We start from the raw sequence: 24,171 nt of genomic DNA, 5'->3' as shown, positions 1-24,171 counted from the left end.
CCAAGCTTTTCCCGCCGGGCATTGATCGCGATCAAGTGTCCCGGGTCAGCGCCGTCCGTCCAGCCTCGGGATCAGGGAAGCCCGGCGATGCCGCGGGTCAGCCCCGTTTCTCCAGGTCGGCCAGGGCGTCCGCCAGCGCCTGGAACGGCAGGGTGACGCAGTCCCAGCGGCTCTTGGCGTTGCGCACCGGGGTGAGGATGGCGAACCGCTCGTCCTCCTGCCCCTTGAGGAACGCCTCGATCGCCGCGCGCAGCTCGCCTGCCGCCGCCACGTCTCCGCCCTTGGCGTAGCGCGCCAGCAGGGAGGCGGAGGCTTGGGTGAGCAGGCAGCCGCGGGTCTTGTGCGCGAGGTCGCTGATGGCCCCGTCCTGTACCGCCAGATCCACGGTGATGCGGTCGCCGCACAGGGGGTTGTCGCACTCGGCGGTGACGGTGGGGGCTTCCAGCCGGCCGGCACCGGTCTTGGATCGCGCTTCGGCGATGATCGCCTGGTCGTAGAGAGCGTCGTTCATGCCAGCTTCCGGCGTACGGCTTCCAGGCCGTTCAGCAGCGCGTCGACATCCGCGCTGTCGTTGTAGGGGGCGAGCGAGGCGCGCACGGTGGCGACCGTGTCGAACCGCTCCATCAAAGGCTGCGCGCAATGGTGGCCGCCGCGCAGCATCACGCCGTGGTCGCTGTCCAGGAGCTGGCAGACGTCATGGGCATGCACGTCCTCCAGCTCGAACGAGACCACGCCGATGCGCTGCTGGGTGCCGGTGTCGCCATAGATGCGGCAGCCCGGCAGCGCTGCCAGCCCGTCCAGCATCCTGACGGCGAGCTCGCGCTCCTGTGTGCCCAGCCGGTCCCAGTCCTGCGCCATCGACCAGTCCAGCGCGGCGCCCAGCGCGATGGCACCGCCGATCGGCGGAGTGCCGGCCTCGTAGCGGTGCGGCGGGGGCGCGAAGGTCGAGCGCTCCAGGTTCACCCGGCGGATCATCTCGCCACCGCCCAGAAAGGGCGGTGCGGCATCCAGCAGGTCGTAGCGGCCCCAGAGCACGCCGATCCCGGTCGGGCCGAAGCATTTGTGGCCGGAGAAGGCGTAGAGGTCGCAGCCGAGCGCCTGCACGTCGATCGGCCCGTGCGCGGCACGCTGGGCGCCGTCCAGCACCAGCAGCGCGCCGGTGGCGTCGCAGAACGAGCGCAGCCGGGCGACATCGGTGATCGCCCCGGTCACGTTGGACGCATGGGTCACCGCCACGATCTTCACCCGGTCGGCCAGCTCGTCCAGCCGTTCCAGGTCGAGCCTCCCGCCATCGGTCACCGGGATCGCCCGCAGGCTGGCGCCGCGCCGCTCGGCGGCGAGCTGCCAGGGCACCAGGTTGCTGTGGTGCTCCAGCAGGCTCACCAGGATCACGTCGCCGGGCTGGAGCCGGTCCTGGAGGATGTGCGCCGCCGTGTTCAGCCCGAGCGTGGCGCCCGAGGTGAACACGACCTCCTCAGGCAAAGACGCGTTCAGGAACTCCATGGCGGCCTTGCGCGCATCGTCGAACGCCATCGAGGCGCGCTCGGCACGGGCATAGACGCCGCGCTTGACGTTCGACCGGTCTGCCGTCTCGAACCGGATCAGCGCGTCGAGGGCCGGCCGGCAGATCTGGCTGGTCGCGGCGTTGTCCAAAAAGTGCAGCGGCCGATCCAGCTGATCGAAGGCCGGAAAATCCTGGCGGATCGGGTTCACGTGCGGTTCTCCAGATAGGCGGCGAGCGCCTCGGGCGTGTCGAGATCGACCAGTGGCCCACGATGCTCGACGGCGATCTCCGCCACCTGGTCCTCGTGCCGGTCGATGAGCGCGCGGGCACCGGCATCGCCTGCCAGCTCGCGCATCTCGCCGAAGAAAGCGCTCGACCAGAGCACCGGGTTGCCGCGCCTGCCGTTCGCCACCGGCACCACGATCGAGCGGCGGTCGGCCGGGCTGAAGGCGGCGATCATCCGGTCGATCAGCCGTCGGTCGATGTCCGGCATGTCGCCCAGCAGCACCAGCACCCCGTCCGCTTCGGCCGGCACCGCCGCCAGCCCGGCTTTGAGCGAGGAGGCGAGCCCGTCGGCGAAGTCGGGGTTGTGGGTCAGGGTGAGGGGTCGGCCAGCCAGGGCCTCGGCCAGCTCGGCCTGCATGTGGCCGGTGACCACCACCACCCGGTCGCAGGACGACTGGAGCGCCGCGTCGACCACGTGAGCGACCAGCGGCTTGCCGTCGATCGGGGTCAGCAGCTTGTTCGCCCCGCGCATCCGCGACGAGCGGCCCGCGGCCAGGACCAGGGCGGTGATCCGCGGCAGGCGCATCGTGGCGCCGGCCTGCTCGCCCGGCTTGGCGCCGCCGCGCGGCTGTGGCCGGGTCGGGATCTCGGAAAGCAGGCCGCCGACCCCCATCGCCATGATGTCCCGCGGCGTCACCCGCAACCCTGCCGCCAGCCGCTCCAGCACCCAGTCGAATCCGTTCAGCTTGATCGAGCGGGCGCAGCCGGGCAGGCCGATGACCGGGATGTCGCCGTGGCGGCCGAACACCAGGAGATTGCCGGGATCGACCGGCATGCCGACATGCTCGACCGTGCCGCCCGCAGCCTCGATGCCGGCCGGCAGCACGTCGCGCCGGTCGGTGACCGCGGAGGCCCCGGCGATCAGGACCATGTCGCCACCCTCGGCGAGGCTGGCCGTCACCGCCGCCGCGATGCCTTCGGTAGTGTGCGGACAGCGGCGCTCGCCCAGCAGCGTGGCGCCCACCGCCTCCAGGCGCTGCCGGGTCACCTCCACCGTCTTGTCCAGGAGCTTGTCCGAGGTCGCCGAGGTGGTCGACTGGACCAGCCGTACCCGCAGGCCGACGAAGGGGGCAAGGCGCAGCAGCGGCCCGCCTTCGGTCACCGCCAGGCCGCGCGCCAGCACGTCCTCCCGCGTGGCGAACGGGATGATCTTGACGGTCGCGACCATGTCCTTGGCGGCAACCCGGGCGAACGGGGGCAGGGTGGCGACCGTGAGGTCGGGATCGACCTGGTTGAGCGCCTGGAGGCGCTCCAGGTCGAGCACCAGGATGCCGTCCTCTTCGGCGAACAGGTTGCTGCGGCCGGTGAACGGCTCGGCCACCCGCAGGCCCGGGCCGGCCACCGCCTTGGCCAGGCTATGGGCGGCGGCGTCCTCCTCGACATCGCCCGGCTCGAACCGGACGGCGCTCACCCGCTCGATCCCCGCCTCCTCCAGGAGCGCCAGGTCGGCCGCGTCCAGGGTGCGGCCCTTCTTGAAGCCGCTCCGGCCAAACTTCACGCCATGGGCCAGGGTGGCGCCTAGGGCGTCCTTCACCGCCATGCTGCCGAAGAACATCGCTACCGTCCGTCGTTTCCCGTCAGATATAGCGATCCGGTCCAGGAATCACGAGGGGCGGGACCGTCGCCGATCCCGCCCCGTCGAGTTCCGTGCCTTGGCGCTAGAGCCGGATCCGGCTCAGGCGGCCTTGGCGACCTGTGCGGCCTGGATGTACTGCCACACCTTTTCCGGCGTGGCCGGCATGTCGACCCGGTCGACACCCAGCGGCCGCAGCGCATCCAGCAGCGCGTTCATCACCGCCCCGCAGGCACCGACCGAACCGGCCTCACCGCAGCCCTTCACGCCCATCTCGTTGTTCTTGCACAGAACCTCGTAGGTGTCGGTGTCGAAGCTCGGCAGGTTGTCGGCGCGCGGCATGGTGTAGTCCATGAACGAGCCGGAGATCAGCTGCGCGGTGTCGTCATAGACGACCTGCTCGTAGAGCGCCTGGCCGATGCCCTGGGCCACGCCGCCATGGACCTGGCCCGCCACCAGCATCGGGTTCAGCACCTTGCCGAAATCGTCGACCACCGTGTAGCGGTCGACCTTGGTGACGCCGGTGTCCGGGTCGACCTCGACCTCGGCGATGTGGCAGCCGTTCGGGAAGGTCCAGGCGTCCAGCTTGATCTTCACGTCGGCGTTCAGGCCGTCGATGCTGCCGGGCTGGGCCTTCACGGTCCGGGCCAGGGTGAAGACGTCGACCTGCTTGTCGGTGCCCTTCACCTTGAAGACGCCGTCCTCGTAGGCGATGTCGGCGGCGGCCGTCTCGAACTGCTGGGCCGCGGCCTCGATGCCCTTGCGGATGACCTCGCGGGCACCGGCACGGATGGCCACACCCTGGGCGGTCAGCGAGCGCGAGCCGCCGGTGCCGCCGCCGAACTTCACCACGTCGGTGTCGCCCTGCTTGACCCGGATCTTGTCCATGTCGATGCCGAGCGCGTCGGCGAAGACCTGGGCATAGGCGGTCTCGTGGCCCTGGCCGTTGGTCTGGGTGCCGACCCAGACCTCGACCGTGCCGTCGTCGACGAACTTGATCGCCGCCGCTTCCTCGGGATTGCCCATCGTCGATTCGATGTAATAGGCGAGCCCGATGCCGCGCAGCAGGCCCTTGGCCTCGCTCTGCGCCTTGCGGCTGGCGAAGCTCTCATAGCCGTGCTTGGCGAGCGCCAGGTCGGTGACCTTGGCGAACTCGCCGGTGTCGTAGGTCTCGCCGGCCGGGGTCGTGTAGGGCATCTGCTCCGGCTTGATGTAGTTCTGCTTGCGCAGCTCGATCGGGTCGACCCCGAGCTCGCGCGCGGCAGCGTCCATCAGGCGCTCGATGCAGTAGATCGATTCCGGACGGCCGGCGCCACGATAGGCGTCGACCGGGGTGGTGTGGGTGAAGATGCCCTTCACCCGGTAGGTCAGCGTCTTGATGTCGTAGACGCCGGGCAGGACCTTGAGCGCCGCATAGGTCGGGATGAACGGCGCGAACATCGACAGATACGCGCCCATGCCGGCATGGACCATGACGCGCAGCGCCAGGATCTTGTTGTTTGCGTCGAAGGCGAGCTCGGCCGTGGTGATGTGGTCGCGGCCCATCACGTCGGACAGGAAGCCCTCGGTCCGCTCGGCGGTCCAGGCCACCGGGCGCCCGGTCTTGCGCGCCGCCCAGGCCGCCATGGCGTACTCGGGATAGAAGAACGCCTTCATGCCGAAGCCGCCGCCGACGTCCGGCGTGATCACCCGGACCTTGTCCTTGGGCAGCTTGAGGACCTGCTCGGCCAGCATGTCCTGGAACATCCAGCCGCCCTGGGTGCCGGCATGCATGGTGAGCTTGCCTTCGGCGGCATCCCACTCGGCGACGCAGGCCCGCGGCTCCATGGAGTTCGCGACGACCTTGTTGTTGATCAGGTCGATCTTCACGGTCTTCGCGGCCGAGGCGAAGGCCTGGTCGGTGGCGCCGGCATCGCCGTGCACCCAGTCGAAGCACAGGTTCGAGCTGGTGCTGTCGTGCACCAGGGGCGCGCCGGGCTCGATCGCCTTCAGCATGTCCGCCACGGCCGGATGGGTGTCGTAGTCGACCGTGATCAGGTCGGCCGCATCCTTGGCCTGCTCCATGGTCTCCGCGACGACGAAGGCCACGTGGTCGCCGACATGGCGGACCTTGTTCACCGCCAGGATCTGCCGGCCGGGATCGGTCCGGTCGGTGCCGTCATGGTTCTTGAGCGGGACCAGGCAGGGCAGGTTGTTGGCGTCCGCGGCGGCCAGCTCCTTGCCCGTCACCACGCAGAGCACGCCCGGAGCCGCCTCGGCGGCCGACGTGTCGATGGAGGTGATGGTCGCATGAGCGACCGGCGAGCGCAGGACGAAGCCCACTGCCTGGCCCGGCACGCTGACGTCGACGGTGTAGCGCCCTTCGCCCTTGACCAGGCGCGCATCCTCCACGCGCTTGACCGACTGTCCGAAGCCGAATTTAGCCATGCCTTTTTCCCCTGCCTGCGGCGGCGCTGCGCCCGACATACCCAGGCTTTGCGCTCGATTCTAGTGTGGCAATAAAGTGAAACGAGCCGCAGAAGGCCGCGCGATCCCGCATCGACCCGCAACGGCTCGCCGGTCAGCTGCCCTGCCGCAGCGCCTGGGTGCATTCCGCCAGCACGGAGATCGCGATCTCCGCCGGACTCACGGCACCGATCGGCAGGCCCGCCGGGCCGCGGATCCGCGCGGTGGTCGCCGGGTCGTGGCCCAGCGCCTGCAGGCGTTCCTGCCGGGCGGCGGCGTTCTTCTTGGAGCCCAGGGCTGCGATGTAGAAGGCGTCGCTCTTCAGCGCCACGTCCAGCGCCGGATCGTCCAGCTTCGGATCGTGGACCAGGGCGATCACCGCGGTGCGCCGGTCGGGCGCCAGCTGCTCCAGCGCCTCGTCGGGCCAGTCCTGGGTGACGCGCGTGTTCGGGAAGCGCTGGTCGGTGGCGAACGCGCGGCGCGGGTCGACCACCGTCACCTCGTAGCCGGCCAGCTCCGCCATCGGCGCCAGCGACTGGGTGATGTGGACGGCCCCCACGATGATCATGCGCAAGGGCGGGTTGAACACCTGGAGAAACGCCTTGCCGGCGCTGGTCTCAGCGGTCTTGGAGCGGTCCTCGCGCAGGGCGGCGCGCGCCGCCTCCAGCGCGTCCTCGGGCAAGGGCGCACCTTCGGTCTGCCGGCCATCGACCACCAGCGCCTCGGTGCCGCCCTGGTCCAGGAGGCGGACCAGGCAGACCTGGCGCTTGGCCTTGCGCGCAGCCTCCAGCGCGTCCAGCAGGGCGAGCTTCATTCCACCGCCTCGACCCAGACCTGGACCTTGCCGCCGCAGGCCAGACCGACTTCCCAGGCCTGCTCGTTGGTCACGCCGAACTCGAGCAGCTTCGGTGGGGCCCCGTCCATGACGTCCTTCGCCTCGCGCACCACCGCACCCTCGATGCAGCCGCCCGAGACCGAGCCCATCATCGCCCCGGTCTCGTCCACGACCAGCTGGCTGCCGGCCGGGCGGGGCGAGCTGCCCCAGGTGCTGACCACGGTGGCCAGCGCCACCTTCCTGCCGGCCTGCTTCCAGTCGCGGGCCAGCTCCAAGAGATTCTCGTCGGCGATCATGCCGCCTCCTTGCGGGCGCGTTTCACCCAGCTGTCGACGCTCTCCGGCCGGCGCTGCCCCTCCTGGGACAGGACCTGGGTGAGCTGCTTCAGGCTGGACAGGCTGTGCACCGAGCGCAGCTCGTCCACGTGCCGGATCATCGCCTGGGCACCCTTCGAGATGGGTTCGTAGCCGTCATAGCGCAACAAGGGGTTCAGCCAGATCAGGCGGCGGCAGGACTTGTGCAGCCGCTCCATCTCCTCCTCCAGCCCGTCCCCGGCATCACGGTCCAGGCCGTCGGTGATCAGCAGCACCATGGCACCCTGGCCCAGCACCCGGCGCGACCAGCGCCGGTTGAACTCCGCGAGCGTATGGCCGATCCGGGTGCCACCTTCCCAGTCGTCGACCAGCTTGCCGATCTTGTCGAGCGCCACGTCCACGTCGCGCGCGCGCAGCGCCCGGGTGACGTTGGTCAGCCGCGTGCCGAACAGGAAGCTGTGGACGCGGTCGCGGTCGTTGGTGATCGCGTGCATGAACAGGAGCAGCATGCGCGAGTAGCGTGCCATGCTGCCGGAGATGTCGCACATGACCACGAGCGGCGGATGGCGGCGCACCCGCTCCTTGCGGGCGAGGTCGATGGCGGCGCCCCCGCCGCGCAGCGAGTTGCGCAGGGTCTTGCGCATGTCGACCCGGGAGCCCAGCGCGTCGGCCCGGAAGCGGCGGGTCGGCACGTCCACGATCGGCAGGCGGAGCCGCGCGATCTCGCGCTTGGCCTCCTCCAGCTCGTCCGCGGACATCTGCTCGAAGTCCTTCTTCTGGAGGAGCTCCTTGTCCGACCAGGTCAGCGACATGTCGAGCTCGATCTCTTCCTCGGCGAGCTCGCCCTCGTCCTCGCCCTGGCCGGGCAGGCGCTGCGGGGCCAGGGCCTCGGCCAGGCGCCGGTTCGGCTGGTCGGTCTGCTTGAAGTTCTCGTCGGGGCGGATCTGCGGCAGCAGCATCTGCATCAGCCGCTCGAGCAGGCGCGGGTCCTTCCAGAAGATGTGGAAGGCCTGGTCGAACAGCTCCTTGTGCTCCCTTCGCGCCACGAACACGGAGAACAGCGCCCAGTAGAAGTCGTCGCGCCGGCCGATACCGACGGTGCGCACCGCCTCCATCGCGCGCAGCACATGACCTGGTCCCACCGGCATGCCGGCGGCGCGCAGGGTGCGGGCGAAATGCATGATGTTGAGGGCCAGGCGGCCGGGCGTGCCGGTCGTCTCGAACACCTCGACCGGGGCGCGGGCGCGCGCCGGCGCTTCGGACTTCTCCATGCCGTGGTCGTCCCGGCTCAGCGCACGGCCGGCCGCGTGGCCAGGTTGACCTCGGAAAGCAGCCGGGCCGCCTCGCTGCCCTGGATGCGCTGGATGTCGTCCTGGTACTTCAGCAGCGTGCCGAGCGTATCGTTGATCACCTCGTTGGTGAGCTCCATGCAGTCCAGCGTGTTGAGCGCCCGGGTCCAGTCCAGCGTCTCGGCCACGCCCGGCAGCTTGAACAGGTCCTGCTGGCGCAGCTTCTGGACGAACGCCACGATCTGCTCGCTCAAGGCGCGCTCCACGTCCGGCAGCCGGGCGCGGACGATCTCCACCTCGCGCTCCGCCTTCGGGTAATCGACCCAGTGGTAGAAGCAGCGGCGCTTGAGCGCGTCGTGGATCTCGCGGGTCCGGTTGGAGGTGATGATCACGATCGGCGGCTGCTCGGCCCTGACCGTGCCGAGCTCGGGGATGCTGATCTGGAAGTCGGACAGCACCTCCAGGAGATAGGCCTCGAATGGCTCGTCGGTACGGTCCAGCTCGTCGATCAGCAGCACCGGCGCCCCGCCGACATCGGGCTCCAGGGCCTGGAGCAGGGGCCGGCGGATCAGGAACTCCTCGGAGAAGATGTCCTTGGCGAGCGTGGAGCGGTCGGTGTCGCCCGACGCCTCGGCCAGGCGGATCTCCAGCATCTGCCGGGCATAGTTCCACTCATAGACCGCCGAGGCGACGTCCAGGCCCTCGTAGCACTGCAGGCGCACCAGCTTGCGGCCGAGCGTCTCGGACAGGACCTTGGCGATCTCGGTCTTGCCGACGCCGGCCTCGCCTTCCAGGAACAGTGGCCTGCCGAGCTTCAGGGCGAGGTACAGCGAGGTCGCGAGCGAGCGGTCGGCCACATAGGAGCCGTGACGGAGCAGGTCGACGGTGGCGTCGACGGACGAGGGCATCGGCAGGGGCATCAGATTCTCGTGGACGGTAGAGCAAAGGTGGCTGCCTTGGCAGGATAGAGGAATCATGGCCTGCCGCCAGCCGGTATTCAGTTGGCGACCGGCAGCGGTCGGGACAAGCCTGCCGGCATGCGAGAGGCCGGCGCTGCGGGTCCTTTGACGGACAGGCCGCATGGGCGCACTGTCGGCCCCTGGCAGATACCTTCCCATGGGTCCGGTCTGGGAGCGATCCGATGAGCCGCAACCTGCTGCTTGGTCTGGTGGCGCTGGCAGCCCTGCATCCATGCGCTGGATCGGCGGCGGGCAATGACGAGGGGGCGGCTCCCGGCGTTGCCGCGGCCCAGACCTTCGTGGACGAAGCGGAGGCTCAGCTCGCCCAGGCGCGTGAGCATCTGAACCGGACGCTCTGGGTGAAGCAGAACTTCATCACCTTCGACACCGACCTGCTCGCGGCCAATGCCACCGAGAACTACAACAACCTGATCGTGGACCTGCTCGGGCGCGCCAAGTCCTATGACGGAATGGACCTGCCGGACGAGCTCGCGCGCAAGCTCGAGCTGCTGAAGCGCCAGATCGACGTGCCGCCGCCCGATGACCCGGCCAAGTCGGCGGAGCTGGCCAGGCTCACCACCGAGCTGGACAGCATGTATGGCCAGGGCGAGTACTGCGAAGACGGCAAGTGCCGGGACCTGGAAGAGCTGTCGGAGCTGATGCGCACCTCGCGCGACGAGGCGGCGCTGCTCGACGCATGGACCGGCTGGCACGGCATCGCACCACCTATGAAGGACAAGTATGCCCGCATGGTGGCGATCGCCAACGAGGGAGCCCGCGACCTGGGCTTCGCCGACGTCGGCAGCTTCTGGCAGTCCCGCTACGACATGCCGCCCGCCGACTTCGTGGCGGAGACCGACCGGCTCTGGAACGAGGTCAAGCCGCTCTACCAGGCGCTGCACTGCCACGTGCGGGCGAAGCTCGGCGAGGCCTACGGTACGGACGTGGTGCCGCCGACCGGGCCGATTCCCGCCCACCTGCTCGGCAACATGTGGGCGCAGGAATGGGGCAACATCTACGATCTGGTAGCACCCGAGGGCGCCGGCCAAGGCTATGACCTGACCGAGATCCTGGAGGCGCGCGAGTTCGATGCCAAAGCCATCGTCCGGACGGCGGAGGGGTTCTTCACCAGCCTGGGCTTCACGCCCCTGCCGGAGACGTTCTGGCAAAGGTCGCTCCTGACCAAGCCGGAGGACCGCGAGGTGGTCTGCCACGCCAGTGCCTGGGACCTCGACGACCAGGAAGACCTGCGCATCAAGATGTGCGTCAAGATCAACGAGGAGGACTTCCGCACGGCCCACCACGAGCTCGGGCACAATTTCTACTTCCGCGCCTACAAGGACCAGCCGCTCCTGTTCCGCGACGGCGCCAATGACGGCTTCCACGAGGCGATCGGCGACACGATCGCCTTGTCGATCACCCCTGAATATCTCGTGAAGATCGGCCTGCTGGATCAGGCGCCGGACGCATCGCGGGACACGGGCCTGCTGCTGAGGCAGGCGCTGGACGGGGTGGCCTTCCTGCCGTTCGGGTTGCTGGTCGACCATTGGCGCTGGCAGGTGTTCAGCGGAGAAGTGGAACCTGCCGAGTACAACGCGGCCTGGTGGAAGCTCCGGGAGGACTTTCAGGGAATTAAGGCGCCGGTCGCACGCCGGCCGGACGCGTTCGATCCGGGGGCGAAGTACCACATCCCCGGCAACGTGCCCTACATGCGCTACTTCCTGGCCCGCATCCTCCAGTACCAGCTGCACCAGGCCGCCTGTGCGCAGGCCGGCTTCGAGGGGCCGCTGCACCGCTGCTCGATCTACGACGACAAGCAGGTGGGCCAGCGCCTCCAGGCGATGCTGGCGATGGGCGCCAGCCGCCCCTGGCCGGAGGTCCTCCAGGCGTTCACCGGCACGGACCGCCTGGATGCCACGGCGCTGCTCGCCTATTTCGCCCCGCTGAAAACCTGGCTCGACGAGCAGAACCGCGATCGCCAGTGCGGCTGGTAGCCCTGCGCCGGGCGGCTATCCGGCCAGTGACGCATCCAGGCTGATCTTCGCGTTCAGCACCTTGGAGACCGGGCAGCCGGCCTTGGCCTTGTCGGTGAGCTCCTGGAACTTCGCCTGGTCGATGCCCGGGATCTTCGCCTTCAGGGTCAGGTGGACGGCCGTGATCGCAAAGCCGTCGTCCTGCTTGTCCAGGGTCACGTCCGCACGGGTGGACATCTCGTCGGCCTTGAAGCCGGCTTCGCCCAGGATCAACGACAGGGCCATGGTGAAGCAGCCGGCATGGGCCGCACCGATCAGCTCCTCGGGATTGGTGCCGGGCTTGCCCTCGAAGCGGCTGGCGAAGCCGTACGGGTAGTTCTCGAGCGCGCCGCTCTTGGTCGAGATGGCGCCCTTGCCGTCCTTCAGGCCGCCCTGCCAGACTGCCGATCCGCTGGTGGTGCTCATGCGTTCCATTCCCCCGAGTTTGGTGGTGCTTTCACCTAGTTGCCCGGCCGGGGCAGGGTTCCCGATCAGGACGGGCGGGGCTCGAACAGGTAGTTGTTGGGACCGCGCAGATTCTCGTCGACCACGATGCGGTGGTTGAGCGGCGGGAAGGCACGCTGGTCGCAGTCCAGCCGCTCGCACAGGCGGCAGTGCAGCCCGATCGGCACGGCGGTGTCATCGGAGCGGAAGTTGATCCCGTCCGCATAGACGATGCCCGCGGCATGGGCGACGTCGCAGGCAAGGGCCAGGGCGAAGCTCTTGCCGGGCGTGCGGTAGCCCACGCCCGGCTTGTTGATCAGTCGGGCCACGCTGAACCAGCGCATGCCGTCCGGCATCTCCGAGACCTGGACCAGGATACGCCCGGGGGCGCGGAAGGCGTCGTACAGGTTCCAGCGCGGGCAGGCACCGCCCTGGCGGGCGAACGCGGTATGGGCGCCGCCCAGCCGCTTGGACACGTTGCCGGCCTTGTCGCCGCGGATCAGGATGAACGGGATGCCCTTGGCACCCGGGCGGTGCAGGGTGGTGAGCCGGATCGCCACCTGCTCGAAGCTGGCGCCGAACCGGCTCTGCAGCAGCTCGATGTCGTAGCGAAGCGCGGTGGCCGAGCGCCAGAAGCGCTCGTAGGGCATCATCACCGCACCGGCCAGGTAGTTGGCGAAGACGATCCGGCCGAGCCTGGCCGTGTCCGGGCCGGACAGGCCGGTCCGCGCCACCATCTCGTCGAGCAGCGGGCGGTAGCGCAGCAGCGCCACCTGGACCGCCAGCTGGAAGGTCCGGCTCGGGATCGGCAGCATCTCGGACAGGAGGATCCGGCGGCTGTGCCGGTCGTGGCGGCGCCGCACCGTGCCCATCACGTCGACCGGCATCACCCGCACCTTGAGGGCCAGCTCCTGCTCGAGATAGCGGACCAGCCCGGCCAGCGTGTCGCCGTCCTCGATCTCGCCCACCTGCCAGATCTCCTCGGCGGCGGCCTCCAGCTCCGGGAAATGATGCTCGCGGCCCTGCACCCAGTCATTGATCTGGTCGAACGGCGAGCTGGTCCGGAGCGGCGCATCGGGCACGGCCTCCTGCTCGCCCAGGAGGCGCAGGGTTTCGCGCGCCTCGGCGAACGAGCGGTAGAGAGTGATCACCGCCTCCGCGGCAGCCGGCGCCTCGCTGGCGAGATCGAGCAGGTCCTGACGTGCGAGCGCGCCCCCCGGCCGGCCGGACTGGCTGAACAGCGGGTCGCCGAACACCTCGGTGAGGCCGCTCACCAGGCGCTCGGCCTCGTCCTCGGCAAAGCTGGCGAGGTCGACGTCGAACACTGCGCCGACCTTGAGCAGGATCTCGACGGTGACCGCGCGCTGGTTGCTCTCGATCAGGTTCAGATAGCTGGTGGAGATGGCGAGCTGCTGGGCGAGCTGCGCCTGGGTCAGCCCGCGCTCGCGACGCAGCCGCCGAATCTTGTGGCCGAGCATGCGCTTGCGGCTCATCGGTCCTCGCTTGTAAAAAATGATACAAACTTACAGAACTTCACCGCTACGATTTACAATTTCGCCTGATCACCTTGCTCCGACCTGCCTCGATCCATTGCGAACCGCCCCGCATTGGTGATCATGCAAGGCAACCCATCGCCCACCGGGCATCAGGTGTAAAGGATTTACAAATATGGGCAGGGACGCATTGCCGGTGCTCGAACGCCGGCCGACCGTCGGCGGCAGGTTCGACGGCATCCGCCGCGACTATGGCGACGAGGACGTGGCGCGGCTGCGCGGCTCGCTCCACATCGAGCACACGCTGGCAAGGATCGGCGCCGAGCAGCTCTGGCAGCTGCTGCACAGCCGCGAGTTCGTGAACACGTTCGGCGCCACCAACGGCAACCAGGCCATGCAGATGGTCCGCGCCGGTCTGGAGGCGATCTATCTCTCGGGCTGGCAGGTCGCGGCGGATGCCAACACCGCCGGTGCGATGTATCCCGATCAGAGCCTCTACCCCGCCAACTCGGTCCCGGAAGTGGTGCGCCGGCTGAACCGCGCCCTGCAGCGCGCCGACCAGATCGAGCATGCCGAGGGCGGGGCGCAGCGCCGCTGGTTCGTCCCGATCGTGGCCGATGCCGAAGCCGGCTTCGGTGGTCCGCTCAACGCCTTCGAGCTGATGAAGGCGATGATCGAGGCCGGTGCTGCCGGGGTGCATTTCGAGGACCAGCTCGCCTCGGAGAAGAAGTGCGGCCATCTGGGCGGCAAGGTGCTGGTGCCGATGAAGAGCTTCGTGCGCACGCTCAACGCCGCGCGGCTCGCCGCCGACGTGATGGACGTGCCAACCGTGCTGATCGCGCGCACCGATGCCGAGAGCGCCAAGCTGATCACCTCGGACATCGACGAGCGCGACCATCCGTTCATCGACCGGACCAGCCGCACCGACGAGGGCTTCCACCCGATCCTGCCCGGCCAGCGCATGGAGTATTGCATCGCCCGCGGCCTGGCGTTCGCGCCCTATGCCGACCTGCTCTGGATGGAGACCTCGACCCCGGACCTCGGCCAGGCGCGGCGCTTTGCCGAAGCCATCCACCGCGAGTTCCCGGGCAAGCTCCTGGCCTACAACTGCTCGCCCAGCTTCAACTGGAAAGCCAAGCTGGACGACGCCACCATCGCGAAGTTCCAGCGCGAGCTGGGGGCCATGGGCTACAAGTTCCAGTTCATCACCCTGGCCGGGTTCCACAGCCTCAACTACGCGACCTTCGAGCTGGCCCGCGGCTATGCCCAGCGGCAGATGGCGGCCTATGTCGAGCTGCAGCAGGCGGAGTTCGCCGCCGAAGCCCAGGGCTACACCGCCACCCGCCACCAGCGCGAGGTCGGCACCGGCTATTTCGACCTGGTGAGCCTGGCCATTTCCGGCGGCCGGGCTGCGACCACCGCGCTCGGCGAATCCACCGAGGCCAGCCAGTTCCACTGACCAGACGGGCAAGGAGAGCGTCATGACCACGATCGCGAGCAAGTTCTGGATCATCGGTGCCGAGTACGACGATGTCAGCTTCGAGCGGCTGGTCGACGGCACCCAGAGCCTGACCGGCCCGTTCTTGAGCTATGAGCGGGCGCTGGGCGAGTGGCGGCGGCTGGCCGAGGTGACCCGCTGCAACGCGCACCATCGCTATGTCATCGCCCACGAGCCGCCGCCGCGACGCCACGGCGAGGCTGCGCCAGTCCTGCGAGCCTGACAGGCAACCAAGCACAGGAGCGGATTCGCGCCGGGCCGCGTCTGGAAGATCGACGGGACCAGGAGTGGTGAGCCGCACCTCGATCGCGATATTGCCATCGCCATGCCGGTAGTGTTCTCTGAGATCAATGGTGCCGTCCTGCCAGCAGACCGTGGTCGCGAAATACGGTCCGCTGGACGGGCATCGTCACTTTGGTCAAGGAACCGCGGATGGCGATTAACTTGGCCGTGAAGTTCGCGATCACGGCTGCGGTACTTGGTTGCGCCACGCGCAAGGATCTGGCCCGCGCCTTCGCCAAGGCCAATCCTGGCACGAGCTTCGACCTGGACCGGTCGTACAAATGGCTGCAGGGCCGGGCCCAGCCGCGTGATCCCAGGCTGTACACGGAATGGCTGGGCCTGCTGCGGCTGGGCCGATCGCGTGACTGGATCCTGGAGAGCAGCACGGAGGAGTTCCTGGACGCGGTCGCTGGCAGTCTGGGACAGGACAGAACGGAGCTCTGGCAGCAGGCCAAGTCCTTTCTCGGCAAGGAGGCCGTCGAAGGCTCGCCGCTGGCGTTCCACCGGCAGATGGAAGGGGTGTTCGCTACCTATTCCTGGGCCTGGTCGCCATATCAGTCCGGCCGGCTCATCCGCGGCACGCTGGCGATCCAGGGATCGAAGCGGCCGGGCCGGCTGGATGTCGTATACAGCGAGATGCTCGCCGCGGGCCTGACCCGGATGCACGGCAGCAGTCTCGACAGCCCCAGTACGCTGGTGCTGAGCCTGACGCATGACCAGGGCGAGCAGCCGCTGTTCTTCTCGCTGCTGCGCCCGAACGCGCCCAGCAGCGTGCTGATCGGCCACCTGACCGGTGCCGCCCTGATCGGCCCGCAGCCGCCCCTGTGCACTACGAGGGTCGTGATGGTGCGGGTGCCGGCGGGCCAGGAGGAGGTCGAGGCCGGCAACCGCTACATGCCGGCCGACCAGAAGATCACCGCCGATCTGGCGCAGCTGGGCCTGCCGGTGGCAGCGGAGGAGCCGGTGGAGCACGCCATCCACCACTTCCTGTCCGGGGCGGTGGAGCAGGGGGTGGACCGGATCTCCACCGACCTGCTGACCGCGCTCGCCCAGCTCCTGGATCCGCTCTGGCTGAACGACGGTACTGCCTGAGCCAGGGCACCAAAAGCAAAGGGCCCCGCAAAAGGGGGCCCTCCACCGTTACCGATAAGCCTGGTCCGGCTTGATCAGCCGATCTTTGCCAGCGCCCGCTTGGCGACTACCTTGACCAGATGGGCGCGATACTCGGCCGAGGCGTGGATGTCCGCGTTCAGGCCGCTCGCGTCGACGTTCAGGTGCTGGATGGCATCCGCGGCGAAGTTCGTGGACAGCGCCTGCTCGAACTCGGGCAGGCGGAACACGCAGGGACCGGCCCCGGTCACCGCGACCCGCACGCCGCTCGCGGTCTTGGCCACGAACACGCCGACCATGGCATAACGCGAGGCGGGGTTGCGGAACTTCTCGTAGGCCGCGGCCACCGGCTTGGGGAAGCTCACCGCCGTGACGATCTCGCCTTCCTCCAGCGCGGTCTCGAACAGGCCGGTGAAGAAGTCGTCGCCGGCGATCCGGCGGCGGTCGGTGATCACCGTCGCACCCAGGCCGACCACGGCACCCGGATAGTCCGCGGCCGGGTCGTTGTTGCTGATCGAGCCACCGAGCGTGCCGCGATTGCGCACCTGCGTGTCGCCGATGACGCCCGCCAGGTCGGCCAGCGCCGGGATCATCGACTTCACCGTGGCGTCCTTCGCCACCTCGCCATGCTTGGTCATGGCGCCGATGACGAGGTTGTCGCCCTCGGCGCGGATCCCGCGCAGCTCGGCGATGCCGCCCAGGTCGATCACGTCGCTGGGCTGGGCCAGGCGCTGCTTGAGCGTCGGGATGAAGGTCTGACCGCCGGCCAGCAGCTTGGCGTCCGGATGATCGGCCAGCAGCTTCACCGCATCCGCGACCGACCCGGGCCGATGATATCCGAATGCATACATCGCTTCAGCTCTCTCTCAGGTTCACTCGGCCGCCTGGGCCAGTTGGGTCTTCTGCAGGGCGCGCCACACCTTCTCCGGGGTGGCCGGCATGGAGATGCGGGTGCCGATCGCGTCGGCGATGGCATTCATCACCGCGGGCGGCGAGCCGATCGCACCCGCCTCGCCGCAGCCCTTCACGCCCAGCGAGTTGTGGGTGCAGGCCGTGCCGGCGGTGGTGTGCACGACGAACGAGGGCAGGTCGTCCGCGCGCGGCATGGTGTAGTCCATGTAGGACGCGGAGATGAGCTGGCCGCTCTCGTCATAGACGGCGTTTTCCAGCAGCGCCTGGCCGATGCCCTGGGCAAGCCCGCCATGCACCTGGCCCTCGACGATCATCGGGTTGATGACGTTGCCGAAATCGTCGACCGCGGTGAACTTCTGGATCTCGACGACGCCGCTGTCCGGGTCGACCTCGAGCTCGCAGATGTAGACGCCGGACGGGTAGGTGAAGTTCGCCGGGTCGTAATAGGCGGTCTCTTCCATGCCGGGCTCGAGGCCGGCCGGGTAGTTGTGCGGCACCAGGGCAGCGAACACGATCTCGCCGATCGACTTGGACCGGTCGGTGCCCGCCACCGAGAAGTTGCCGTCCTGGAAGACGATGTCCTGCTCGGACGCTTCCAGCAGGTGCGCGGCGATCTTCTTGCCCTTGGCGATGACCTTGTCGCAGGCCTTGACCAGCGCCTCGCCGCCGACCGCCAGCGAGCGCGAGCCATAGGTGCCCATGCCGACCGTGGTCTTGGACGTGTCGCCGTGGATCACGTCCACGTCCTCATAGGCCACGCCGAGCTTGGAGGCGACCAGCTGGGCGAAGGTGGTCTCGTGGCCCTGGCCGTGGCTGTGCGTGCCGGTCAGCACCTGCACCTTGCCGGTATGGCTGAAGCGGACCTTGGCACTCTCCCACAGGCCCACGCCGGCACCCAGCGAGCCGATCACCGCCGAAGGCGCGATGCCGCAGGCCTCGATATAGGCGGAGAAGCCGATGCCGCGCAGCTTGCCCTTGGCCTCGGACTGCCGGCGCCGCTCCGGGAACCCGGCATAGTCGGCCAGCTCCAGCGCCTTGTCCAGGCAGGGCTCGTAGTCGCCCGTGTCGTACTGCAGGGCCACCGGGGTCTGGTAGGGGAAGGCGTCCTTCGGGATGAAGTTGCGCCGGCGGATCTCCGCCGGGTCCATCCGCATGTCCTTGGCGCACTCCTCGACCAGCGTCTCCAGGAGGTAGGTCGCCTCCGGCCGGCCGGCACCGCGATAGGCGTCCACCGGCGCGGTGTTGGTGTAGTAGGCCTGGACGTCGCAATAGATGGCCGGGGTCTTGTACTGGCCGGCCAAGAGCGTCGCGTAGAGATATGTAGGGATGCAGGACGAGAAGGTGCTCAGGTAGGCACCCATGTTCGCCTTGGTGTTCACCCGCAGCGCCAGGAACTGGCCGTTCTCGTCCATCGCCATCTCGGCGACCGAGACATGGTCGCGGCCATGGGCGTCCGACAGGAACGCCTCGGTCCGGTCGGCGGTCCACTTGACCGGCCGGCGCACCTTCTTCGACGCCCAGAGGCAGACGCATTCCTCGGCATAGATGAAGATCTTGGAGCCGAACCCGCCGCCTACGTCGGGCGCGATCACAGTGAGCTTGTGCTCAGGCGCGATGCCGACGAAGGCCGAGATCACCAGCCGGGCCACGTGCGGGTTCTGGCTGGTGGTGTAGAGCGTGTAGGCGTCCTGGCCCGCATCGTAGTGGCCGAGCGCCGCCCGGGGCTCCATCGCGTTGGGCACCAGGCGGTTGTTGATCAGCTCGACACGGGTGACGTGCTTGGCCTGGGCGAAGGCCGCATCGGTCGCCGCCTTGTCGCCGATCTCCCAGTCATAGACCAGGTTGTTCGGAATGTCGGCGTGGATCTCGATGCCGCTGTCGTGCGTCTTGGCCACGTCCACTGCGGCCGGCAGGACGCCATAATCGACGATCACCGCCTCGGCCGCGTCGCGCGCCTGCTGCAGGGTCTCGGCCACCACCACGGCGACATGGTCGCCCACATAGCGCACCTTGCCGTGCGCCAGGATCGGGTGCGGCCCGGCCTTCATCGGCGAGCCGTCCTTGGACTTGACCATCCAGCCGCAGATCAGGCCGCCCAGCCCGTCGGCCGCCACCTCCTCGCCGGTGAACACGCCGAGCACGCCCGGCATCGCCTCGGCCGCGGAGCGGTCGATCGATTCGATCGTCGCGTGGGCATGCGGGCTGCGCACGAAGCAGGCATAGGCCTGGTGCGGAACCTGGATGTCGTCGGTGTAGCGTCCGCTCCCGGTGATGAAGCGCAGGTCTTCCTTGCGCTTCACCGAGCTACCGATGCCGTTGGTCGCCATGTGGTGGTCCGCCCCTGATCACGAGGTCAGCTGTCTTCGTTGTTCTTGTCGGATGCCGGTGCGCCCCCGGCTCACATGGCCTGGGCGCCGGCGATGACCGCCTTGACGATGTTGTGGTAGCCGGTGCAGCGGCAGATGTTGCCTTCCAGACCCTCGCGCACATAGTGCTCGTCGATCGTGATGCCCTGCTCCTTGGCCTTCTTCACCAGGTCGACCGAGGACATGATCATGCCGGTCGTGCAGAAGCCGCACTGCAGGCCGTGGTTCTCGCGGAACGCCTCCTGCATCGGGTGCAGGCTGCCGTTCTGGCCGAGGCCCTCGATCGTGGTCACCGAGGCGCCGTCGAACTGCACCGCGAGTGCGGTGCAGGCCTTCACCGAATCGCCGTCCACATGCACCACGCAGCAGCCGCACTGGGAGGTGTCGCAGCCGACATGGGTGCCGGTCAGCCCCAACTCCTCGCGCAGGAAGGTGGAGAGCAGCATGCGCGGCTCGATATCCTTCGTAACCGCCTTGCCGTTGACGGTCATCGTGACGCTGGTCATCAACCTCTCCCCCACCCGCCTTTCGGCGCGGGCTGCCTGCACCTGTCCTGCGCCGCATGGTCCGGAACGGACGCGGCCCGCTGGAGGCGGGCCGCTGGAACCACGCGGTCTTTGCGCGGAAGCTATTGAAATGCCAACGCAGCGTCAACGCGGCGTTGGCGCTTTCTAAAGTCAGTTCAGTAGGAACAGCAGGATCAGCACGACCACGATCGCGACGATGATCCAGGTCCAGGGCAGGCCGCCCTTCGCGGGTGCCGGCGGGGTGGCCGGACGCGGCTCGGCCCTGGGCATCGTCGCCGGTGCCGCGGGCGCTACCGGCGGGGGCGGGGTCACTGCGGCAGGCTCCGCGGCGGCCTGGATATGGGCGGAGGTCCGGGCGGGATCGTCCACCGTGACCGGCTCCAGCGGCTCCGCGGCGGTGGCGACCGGACCGGGCGGGGCGGTGGTCGGCTCCGTCGTGACCCGGCCGGGCTCGTAGCCCCCGGCATGGGGGTCGGTCTCGGCCACCGGCTGGGGCTCGGGCATCCCGCCGACATAGGGTCGCTCCACCGCACCTTCCGCACCCGTGGCCGCGACGGCATCCGGTGCGGATGCCGGCGGCACGCTCGGCGGGACCGTGCCGAGATCCGGCGGCGTGGCGGGCTCGGGCGGGGTCTCCACGACCGGGGCGCCCACCGCGGCTGCGGCCGGCGGGACGGTGGTCGACGCGATCGGGGCCGCCGCTGCCGGCGCGCCGCTCGCCGCCGCCCGCTGGCTCACGATCTGGGAGAATCGGCCGAAGAAGTCGTCGGCCATCTTCTTCGCCGTGCCGGCCACCAGGCGCGAGCCGATCTGGGCAAGCTTGCCGCCGACATCGGCCTTCGCCTCGTAGCGCAGGATCGTCTCGGCACCCTCGTCGATCAGGTCCACCTTGGCACCGCCCTTGGCGAAGCCCGCGGCCCCGCCCGAGCCCTCGCCGACGATCCGGTAGCCGTTCGGCGGGTCCAGGTCCTCGAGCGTCACCTTGCCGCCGAACTTGGCCTTCACCGGCCCGACCTTGGCGGTGACCTTGGCCTCGAAGCTGTTCGGGCCGGTGCGGTTCAGCTCTTCGCAGCCGACGATCGCCGCCTTGAGCGTTTCAGGATCGTTCAACGCATCCCAGACGATCTGGCGCGGAGCCGGGATCCGGTACTCGCCGGTCATGTCCATGTAGAGCGTTCCTCTCGTCTAATCTCGGCCCCGGGGAGCGGTGCCCCAGGTCACGAAAACACGCAAGCTTATCGCGTGGTTCCAGAATTCACGATAACGCTCCTGGACAACTTCGCCACCATGGCGCGTGCCGCCGCGTCCACGATCGCCAGCGGATCCAGCCCGTGCACCGCATAGAGATCGGGGATATCCGCCGACTGGCCGAACCGGTCCACACCCAGGCTCTCGACCAGCTGGCCGCGCACCGAGCCCAGCCAGGCGAGCGTGGCAGGATGGCCGTCCAGCACCGTCACCAGGGCCGCGTCCGGCGCCAGGGGTGCCAGCAGCCCCGCCACGTGCGAGCCCTTGCCGGCGGAGCGCCAGTCATGGATCAGCCGGTCGGCCGAACTCACCACCAGAAGGCCGATGCCCGGCACGTCCTCGGCCAGTTCGGCATGGGCCGCCATCGCCTCGGGCAGCACGGCACCCTGGGCAACGATCGCCAGCTCCGCACCTTCCGCCGGCGGAACCAGCCAGTAGCCACCGGCCAGCAGCGCCGCCTCGTCCAGCTTGCGCTGCGGCTGGGCGATCTGCCGGGTGGACAGGCGCAGATAGACCGAGCCGCCCCCCTCTGCCTGCATGTGCTCGAAGGCAAAGCGCATGAGCGGCGCCAGCTCGTCGGCGAAGGCCGGCTCGAAATAGGTCAGGCCCGGCTGGCCCATGCCGATCAGCGGTGTGGAGATCGACTGGTGAGCGCCGCCCTCGGGCGAGAGCGTCACCCCGGAAGGGGTGGCGACCAGCAGGAAGCGGGCGTCCTGGTAGCAGGCATAGTTCAGCGCATCGAGGCCGCGGCAGATGAACGGGTCATACAGCGTACCGATCGGCAGGAGGCGCGCGCCGAAGGTCTCGTGCGCCAGGCCCAGTGCCGCCAGCAGCAGGAACAGATTGTTCTCGGCGATGCCCAGCTCCATGTGCTGGCCGGTGGGCGAAGTCCGCCAGCGGGTCGGCGACGCGACATTGTGCTGGCGGAACACGTCCTCGCGCGCCGTGCCATGGAAGACCGCGCGCCGGCTGACCCAGGCACCCAGCGAGGTCGAGACGGTCACGTCCGGCGAGGTGGTCACCAGCCGCCCGGCCAGCTCGGAATCGTTGCGGCCCAGCTCCGCCATCAGCTTGCCGAACACTTCCTGGGTGGACGCCGTCTGGCCGATCGACACGTCGCCCAGGCCCTCCGGCACCGCCACCGGCGGCGCCTGGTGGCGGAAGATGCGCTGGCGGAACGGCACCTGGTCGATGAAGGCCGTCAGGTCCTCCGCGAACTCGGCCATGCCGGCAAAAGGCTGCCATTCCTCGCCCTGGGCGATACCCATCTGCGTGCGCAGATGGTCGATCTGGTCGGGCGTCATCAGGCCGGCATGGTTGTCCTTGTGCCCGGCCAGCGGCAGGCCCCAGCCCTTGACGGTATAGGCGATGAAGCAGCGCGGCCGGTCGTCCTGGACCGCACCGAACGCCTCCAGCATCGCCTCGACGTCATGCCCGCCGAGATTGGTCATGAGCTGGGCCAGCTCGTCGTCACCCAGCCGCTCCAGCAGCGCCTTGATGAACGGGTCGCCGCCCGCGGTCGCCTGCAGCTCGGCCCGCCAGGCGGCCCCGCCCTTGAAGGTCAGTGCGGCATAGAGGTCGTTCGGGCAGTCGTCGATCCAGCGGCGCAGCACCTCGCCGCCCGGCTCGGCGAACACGGCCTGGAGCTTCTTGCCGTACTTGACCGTGACGACCTCCCAGCCGACCTCGTCGAAGAAGCCCTCGATCTTGCTGAACAGCTTTTCCGGCACCACCCGGTCCAGCGACTGGCGGTTGTAGTCGATCACCCACCAGACGTTGCGGACGTCGTATTTCCAGCCCTCCAGCAGGGCCTCGAACACGTTGCCCTCGTCCAGCTCGGCATCGCCCACCACCGCGATCATCCGGCCAGGAGCCGGCGCGTCGTCGACCAGGCCGCGCTGGCGCAACAGGTCCTGGGTCAGCGAGGCGAACAGGGTGACCGCCGCGCCCAGGCCCACCGAGCCCGTGGAGAAGTCGACCACCGGCACGTCCTTGGTGCGCGACGGATAGGCCTGGGCACCGCCCAGTGCCCGGAACCGCTCCAGCCGCTCTTTCGGCTCCAGCCCCATCAGATAGAGGGCGGCGTGCATGATCGGCGAGGCGTGCGGCTTGACCGCGATCCGGTCGGCGCCGCGCATGGTGTGGAAGAACAGGGCGGTCAGGATGGTGGCGCAGGACGCGCAGGAGGCCTGGTGGCCGCCGACCTTGAGCTTGTCGCGCGCCGGACGGAGATGGTTGGCGTGGTGGATGGTCCAGGACGAGAGCCAGAGCAGCTTCTTCTCGATCGCCTCCAGCCTCTGGACGGTGCGTGAGTCGATCATGGGGCCCTCTCCTGGTCTCGTTGTCGCCGTGGCTGTCTCAAAGCGTAGCGGAGTGCTAGACGCTCTGCCATGCGCTGGCGCGCAGTCGGCACCGATCTACAGGGGGGTGGTTCAGGGTGGCGGGCGAAGCTGACAATCAGGTCGACACCGTGTCGGGCGTGGCCGTGCCCCGCTCGGCGGTCGCGACCTGCGAGGAACTGGTAGCACTCCTGCGCGAGGAGTGCCGCGACCTGCCTGTGGAATGCGAGCCCGGCGACTTCCTGGTCGCCCTGGAGCGCAACGCGACCGCGGAGCAGAAGCCATGACCAGCGCCATCCTGGCCCTGTCGCTGGCCGAGCTGGCCGATGCCATCCGCACCGGCAAGCTCAGCTCGGTAGAGGCGACCGAGGCGGTGCTGACCGCATTGGAAGGCCGCGGCCGGGCGCTGAACGCCACCGCGCGGCTGTGGAGCGACTATGCCCTGAGCGAGGCCGCGCGCTGCGACGAGGAGCGTGCCCACGGCCGGCTGCGCGGGCCGCTGCACGGCGTGCCGATGGCGCACAAGGACATGTTCTACCGCCAGGGCCAGATCGCGGGGCAGGGCTCGCGCATCCGCGCCGACTTCCAGGCCGCACGCACCGCCACCGTGCTCACCCGCCTGGACCAGGCCGGTGCCATCGATGTCGGCCGGCTCAACATGGTCGAGTTCGCACTCGGCGTGACCGGCCACAACAACCATACCGGCACGCCGCGCAACGCCCACGACCCCGAGCGC

At 68.9% G+C, this 24,171-nt stretch carries 21 protein-coding genes; 6 read left to right on the top strand and 15 right to left on the bottom strand.

Going from position 1 to position 24,171, the window contains the following annotated elements; all coding sequences use genetic code 11:
* Positions 1-97: 97 nt before the first annotated feature.
* The 8 genes from VNS22_RS08310 to VNS22_RS08275 all read right to left on the bottom strand — a co-directional run bounded on the left by VNS22_RS08310 (position 98) and on the right by VNS22_RS08275 (position 9,165).
* The gene (locus VNS22_RS08310) at positions 98-511 is read right to left on the bottom strand and encodes an iron-sulfur cluster assembly scaffold protein (protein WP_325731452.1); all 414 of its coding nucleotides are present in this window, start codon (positions 509-511) and stop codon (positions 98-100) included.
* A complete protein-coding gene (locus VNS22_RS08305) occupies positions 508-1,713 on the bottom strand; it encodes an aminotransferase class V-fold PLP-dependent enzyme (protein WP_325731450.1) in 1,206 nt (401 codons plus the stop codon). The genes VNS22_RS08310 and VNS22_RS08305 overlap by 4 nt, the downstream gene beginning before the upstream one ends.
* Entirely contained in the window at positions 1,710-3,344 is a 1,635-nt protein-coding gene (locus tag VNS22_RS08300) for a molybdopterin-binding/glycosyltransferase family 2 protein (RefSeq protein WP_325731448.1), read from the bottom strand. The genes VNS22_RS08305 and VNS22_RS08300 overlap by 4 nt, the downstream gene beginning before the upstream one ends.
* A 120-nt stretch (positions 3,345-3,464) precedes the next feature.
* Complete coding sequence (locus VNS22_RS08295) at positions 3,465-5,789, bottom strand: xanthine dehydrogenase family protein molybdopterin-binding subunit (protein WP_325731446.1); 2,325 nt, start codon at positions 5,787-5,789, stop codon at positions 3,465-3,467.
* A 133-nt stretch (positions 5,790-5,922) separates the two neighbouring features.
* Positions 5,923-6,621, bottom strand: a complete 699-nt coding sequence (locus VNS22_RS08290; protein WP_325731444.1) for an XdhC family protein — start codon at positions 6,619-6,621, stop codon at positions 5,923-5,925.
* Entirely contained in the window at positions 6,618-6,938 is a 321-nt protein-coding gene (locus VNS22_RS08285; RefSeq protein ID WP_325731442.1) for an XdhC family protein, read from the bottom strand. The genes VNS22_RS08290 and VNS22_RS08285 overlap by 4 nt, the downstream gene beginning before the upstream one ends.
* Positions 6,935-8,227, bottom strand: coding sequence for a VWA domain-containing protein (locus VNS22_RS08280; protein ID WP_325731440.1), 1,293 nt, complete (start codon positions 8,225-8,227; stop codon positions 6,935-6,937). The genes VNS22_RS08285 and VNS22_RS08280 overlap by 4 nt, the downstream gene beginning before the upstream one ends.
* 17 nt (positions 8,228-8,244) lie before the next feature.
* Positions 8,245-9,165, bottom strand: coding sequence for a MoxR family ATPase (locus VNS22_RS08275; RefSeq protein ID WP_325731438.1), 921 nt, complete (start codon positions 9,163-9,165; stop codon positions 8,245-8,247).
* 221 nt (positions 9,166-9,386) lie between these two features.
* On the opposite strand from VNS22_RS08275, the gene VNS22_RS08270 reads away from it, so the two are divergent.
* Positions 9,387-11,198: a M2 family metallopeptidase gene (locus VNS22_RS08270; RefSeq protein ID WP_325731436.1), complete on the top strand. Its 1,812-nt coding sequence runs from the start codon at positions 9,387-9,389 to the stop codon at positions 11,196-11,198.
* Between the two features lie 15 nt (positions 11,199-11,213).
* On the opposite strand, the gene VNS22_RS08265 is transcribed toward VNS22_RS08270, so the two are convergent.
* Positions 11,214-11,642, bottom strand: a complete 429-nt coding sequence (locus VNS22_RS08265; RefSeq protein ID WP_325731434.1) for an OsmC family protein — start codon at positions 11,640-11,642, stop codon at positions 11,214-11,216.
* Positions 11,643-11,707: 65 nt separating this feature from the next.
* The gene (locus tag VNS22_RS08260; protein WP_325731432.1) at positions 11,708-13,153 is read right to left on the bottom strand and encodes a helix-turn-helix domain-containing protein; all 1,446 of its coding nucleotides are present in this window, start codon (positions 13,151-13,153) and stop codon (positions 11,708-11,710) included.
* Between the two features lie 175 nt (positions 13,154-13,328).
* Here VNS22_RS08260 and aceA point away from each other — a divergent pair, with 175 nt between their 5' ends.
* From aceA to VNS22_RS08245, 3 genes are all read left to right on the top strand, one after another.
* Positions 13,329-14,612, top strand: coding sequence for an isocitrate lyase (gene aceA, locus VNS22_RS08255; protein ID WP_349261744.1), 1,284 nt, complete (start codon positions 13,329-13,331; stop codon positions 14,610-14,612).
* A 22-nt stretch (positions 14,613-14,634) separates the two neighbouring features.
* Positions 14,635-14,874, top strand: coding sequence for a DUF4170 domain-containing protein (locus VNS22_RS08250; protein ID WP_325731430.1), 240 nt, complete (start codon positions 14,635-14,637; stop codon positions 14,872-14,874).
* Positions 14,875-15,083: 209 nt separating this feature from the next.
* Positions 15,084-16,025 carry a hypothetical protein gene (locus VNS22_RS08245; protein WP_325731428.1) on the top strand — a complete coding sequence of 314 codons (942 nt, stop codon included), beginning with the start codon at positions 15,084-15,086 and terminating at the stop codon, positions 16,023-16,025.
* Between the two features lie 74 nt (positions 16,026-16,099).
* Here VNS22_RS08245 and VNS22_RS08240 read toward each other — a convergent pair whose 3' ends face one another.
* The 5 genes from VNS22_RS08240 to VNS22_RS08220 form a co-directional block, all read right to left on the bottom strand.
* On the bottom strand, positions 16,100-16,894 hold the full coding sequence (locus tag VNS22_RS08240; RefSeq protein ID WP_325731426.1) for a xanthine dehydrogenase family protein subunit M: 795 nt from the start codon (positions 16,892-16,894) through the stop codon (positions 16,100-16,102).
* A gap of 21 nt (positions 16,895-16,915) precedes the next feature.
* The gene (locus VNS22_RS08235; RefSeq protein ID WP_325731425.1) at positions 16,916-19,282 is read right to left on the bottom strand and encodes a xanthine dehydrogenase family protein molybdopterin-binding subunit; all 2,367 of its coding nucleotides are present in this window, start codon (positions 19,280-19,282) and stop codon (positions 16,916-16,918) included.
* A gap of 71 nt (positions 19,283-19,353) precedes the next feature.
* A complete protein-coding gene (locus VNS22_RS08230; protein ID WP_325731423.1) occupies positions 19,354-19,827 on the bottom strand; it encodes a (2Fe-2S)-binding protein in 474 nt (157 codons plus the stop codon).
* A gap of 171 nt (positions 19,828-19,998) precedes the next feature.
* The gene (locus VNS22_RS28535; protein WP_325731422.1) at positions 19,999-21,015 is read right to left on the bottom strand and encodes an SRPBCC family protein; all 1,017 of its coding nucleotides are present in this window, start codon (positions 21,013-21,015) and stop codon (positions 19,999-20,001) included.
* 68 nt (positions 21,016-21,083) lie between these two features.
* Entirely contained in the window at positions 21,084-23,417 is a 2,334-nt protein-coding gene (locus VNS22_RS08220) for a transketolase (protein WP_325731421.1), read from the bottom strand.
* 116 nt (positions 23,418-23,533) lie between these two features.
* Between VNS22_RS08220 and VNS22_RS08215 the strand changes: the two genes are divergently transcribed.
* Positions 23,534-23,722 (top strand): hypothetical protein, encoded by a 189-nt coding sequence (locus VNS22_RS08215; protein ID WP_325731420.1) that lies wholly within the window; start codon positions 23,534-23,536, stop codon positions 23,720-23,722.
* A partial coding sequence (locus VNS22_RS08210) for an amidase family protein (protein ID WP_325731418.1) occupies positions 23,719-24,171 on the top strand: 453 nt, incomplete at its 3' end. The genes VNS22_RS08215 and VNS22_RS08210, both read left to right, overlap by 4 nt.

Source organism: Geminicoccus sp. (assembly GCF_035556675.1).
Classification (GTDB): domain Bacteria; phylum Pseudomonadota; class Alphaproteobacteria; order Geminicoccales; family Geminicoccaceae; genus Geminicoccus.
This window is presented reverse-complemented; position numbering and strand designations above follow the sequence as displayed.

Bases quoted from the DNA above. Each gene is read 5' to 3' on its own strand.
- VNS22_RS08310 (WP_325731452.1), bottom strand. From the start codon at position 511: ATGAACGACGCTCTCTACGACCAGGCGATCATCGCCGAAGCGCGATCC.
- VNS22_RS08300 (WP_325731448.1), bottom strand. From the start codon at position 3,344: ATGTTCTTCGGCAGCATGGCGGTGAAGGACGCCCTAGGCGCCACCCTG.
- VNS22_RS08295 (WP_325731446.1), bottom strand. From the start codon at position 5,789: ATGGCTAAATTCGGCTTCGGACAGTCGGTCAAGCGCGTGGAGGATGCG.
- VNS22_RS08290 (WP_325731444.1), bottom strand. From the start codon at position 6,621: ATGAAGCTCGCCCTGCTGGACGCGCTGGAGGCTGCGCGCAAGGCCAAG.
- VNS22_RS08285 (WP_325731442.1), bottom strand. From the start codon at position 6,938: ATGATCGCCGACGAGAATCTCTTGGAGCTGGCCCGCGACTGGAAGCAG.
- VNS22_RS08280 (WP_325731440.1), bottom strand. From the start codon at position 8,227: ATGGAGAAGTCCGAAGCGCCGGCGCGCGCCCGCGCCCCGGTCGAGGTG.
- VNS22_RS08275 (WP_325731438.1), bottom strand. From the start codon at position 9,165: ATGCCCCTGCCGATGCCCTCGTCCGTCGACGCCACCGTCGACCTGCTC.
- VNS22_RS08270 (WP_325731436.1), top strand. From the start codon at position 9,387: ATGAGCCGCAACCTGCTGCTTGGTCTGGTGGCGCTGGCAGCCCTGCAT.
- VNS22_RS08265 (WP_325731434.1), bottom strand. From the start codon at position 11,642: ATGAGCACCACCAGCGGATCGGCAGTCTGGCAGGGCGGCCTGAAGGAC.
- VNS22_RS08260 (WP_325731432.1), bottom strand. From the start codon at position 13,153: ATGAGCCGCAAGCGCATGCTCGGCCACAAGATTCGGCGGCTGCGTCGC.
- aceA (WP_349261744.1), top strand. From the start codon at position 13,329: ATGGGCAGGGACGCATTGCCGGTGCTCGAACGCCGGCCGACCGTCGGC.
- VNS22_RS08250 (WP_325731430.1), top strand. From the start codon at position 14,635: ATGACCACGATCGCGAGCAAGTTCTGGATCATCGGTGCCGAGTACGAC.
- VNS22_RS08245 (WP_325731428.1), top strand. From the start codon at position 15,084: ATGGCGATTAACTTGGCCGTGAAGTTCGCGATCACGGCTGCGGTACTT.
- VNS22_RS08240 (WP_325731426.1), bottom strand. From the start codon at position 16,894: ATGTATGCATTCGGATATCATCGGCCCGGGTCGGTCGCGGATGCGGTG.
- VNS22_RS08235 (WP_325731425.1), bottom strand. From the start codon at position 19,282: ATGGCGACCAACGGCATCGGTAGCTCGGTGAAGCGCAAGGAAGACCTG.
- VNS22_RS08230 (WP_325731423.1), bottom strand. From the start codon at position 19,827: ATGACCAGCGTCACGATGACCGTCAACGGCAAGGCGGTTACGAAGGAT.
- VNS22_RS28535 (WP_325731422.1), bottom strand. From the start codon at position 21,015: ATGGACATGACCGGCGAGTACCGGATCCCGGCTCCGCGCCAGATCGTC.
- VNS22_RS08220 (WP_325731421.1), bottom strand. From the start codon at position 23,417: ATGATCGACTCACGCACCGTCCAGAGGCTGGAGGCGATCGAGAAGAAG.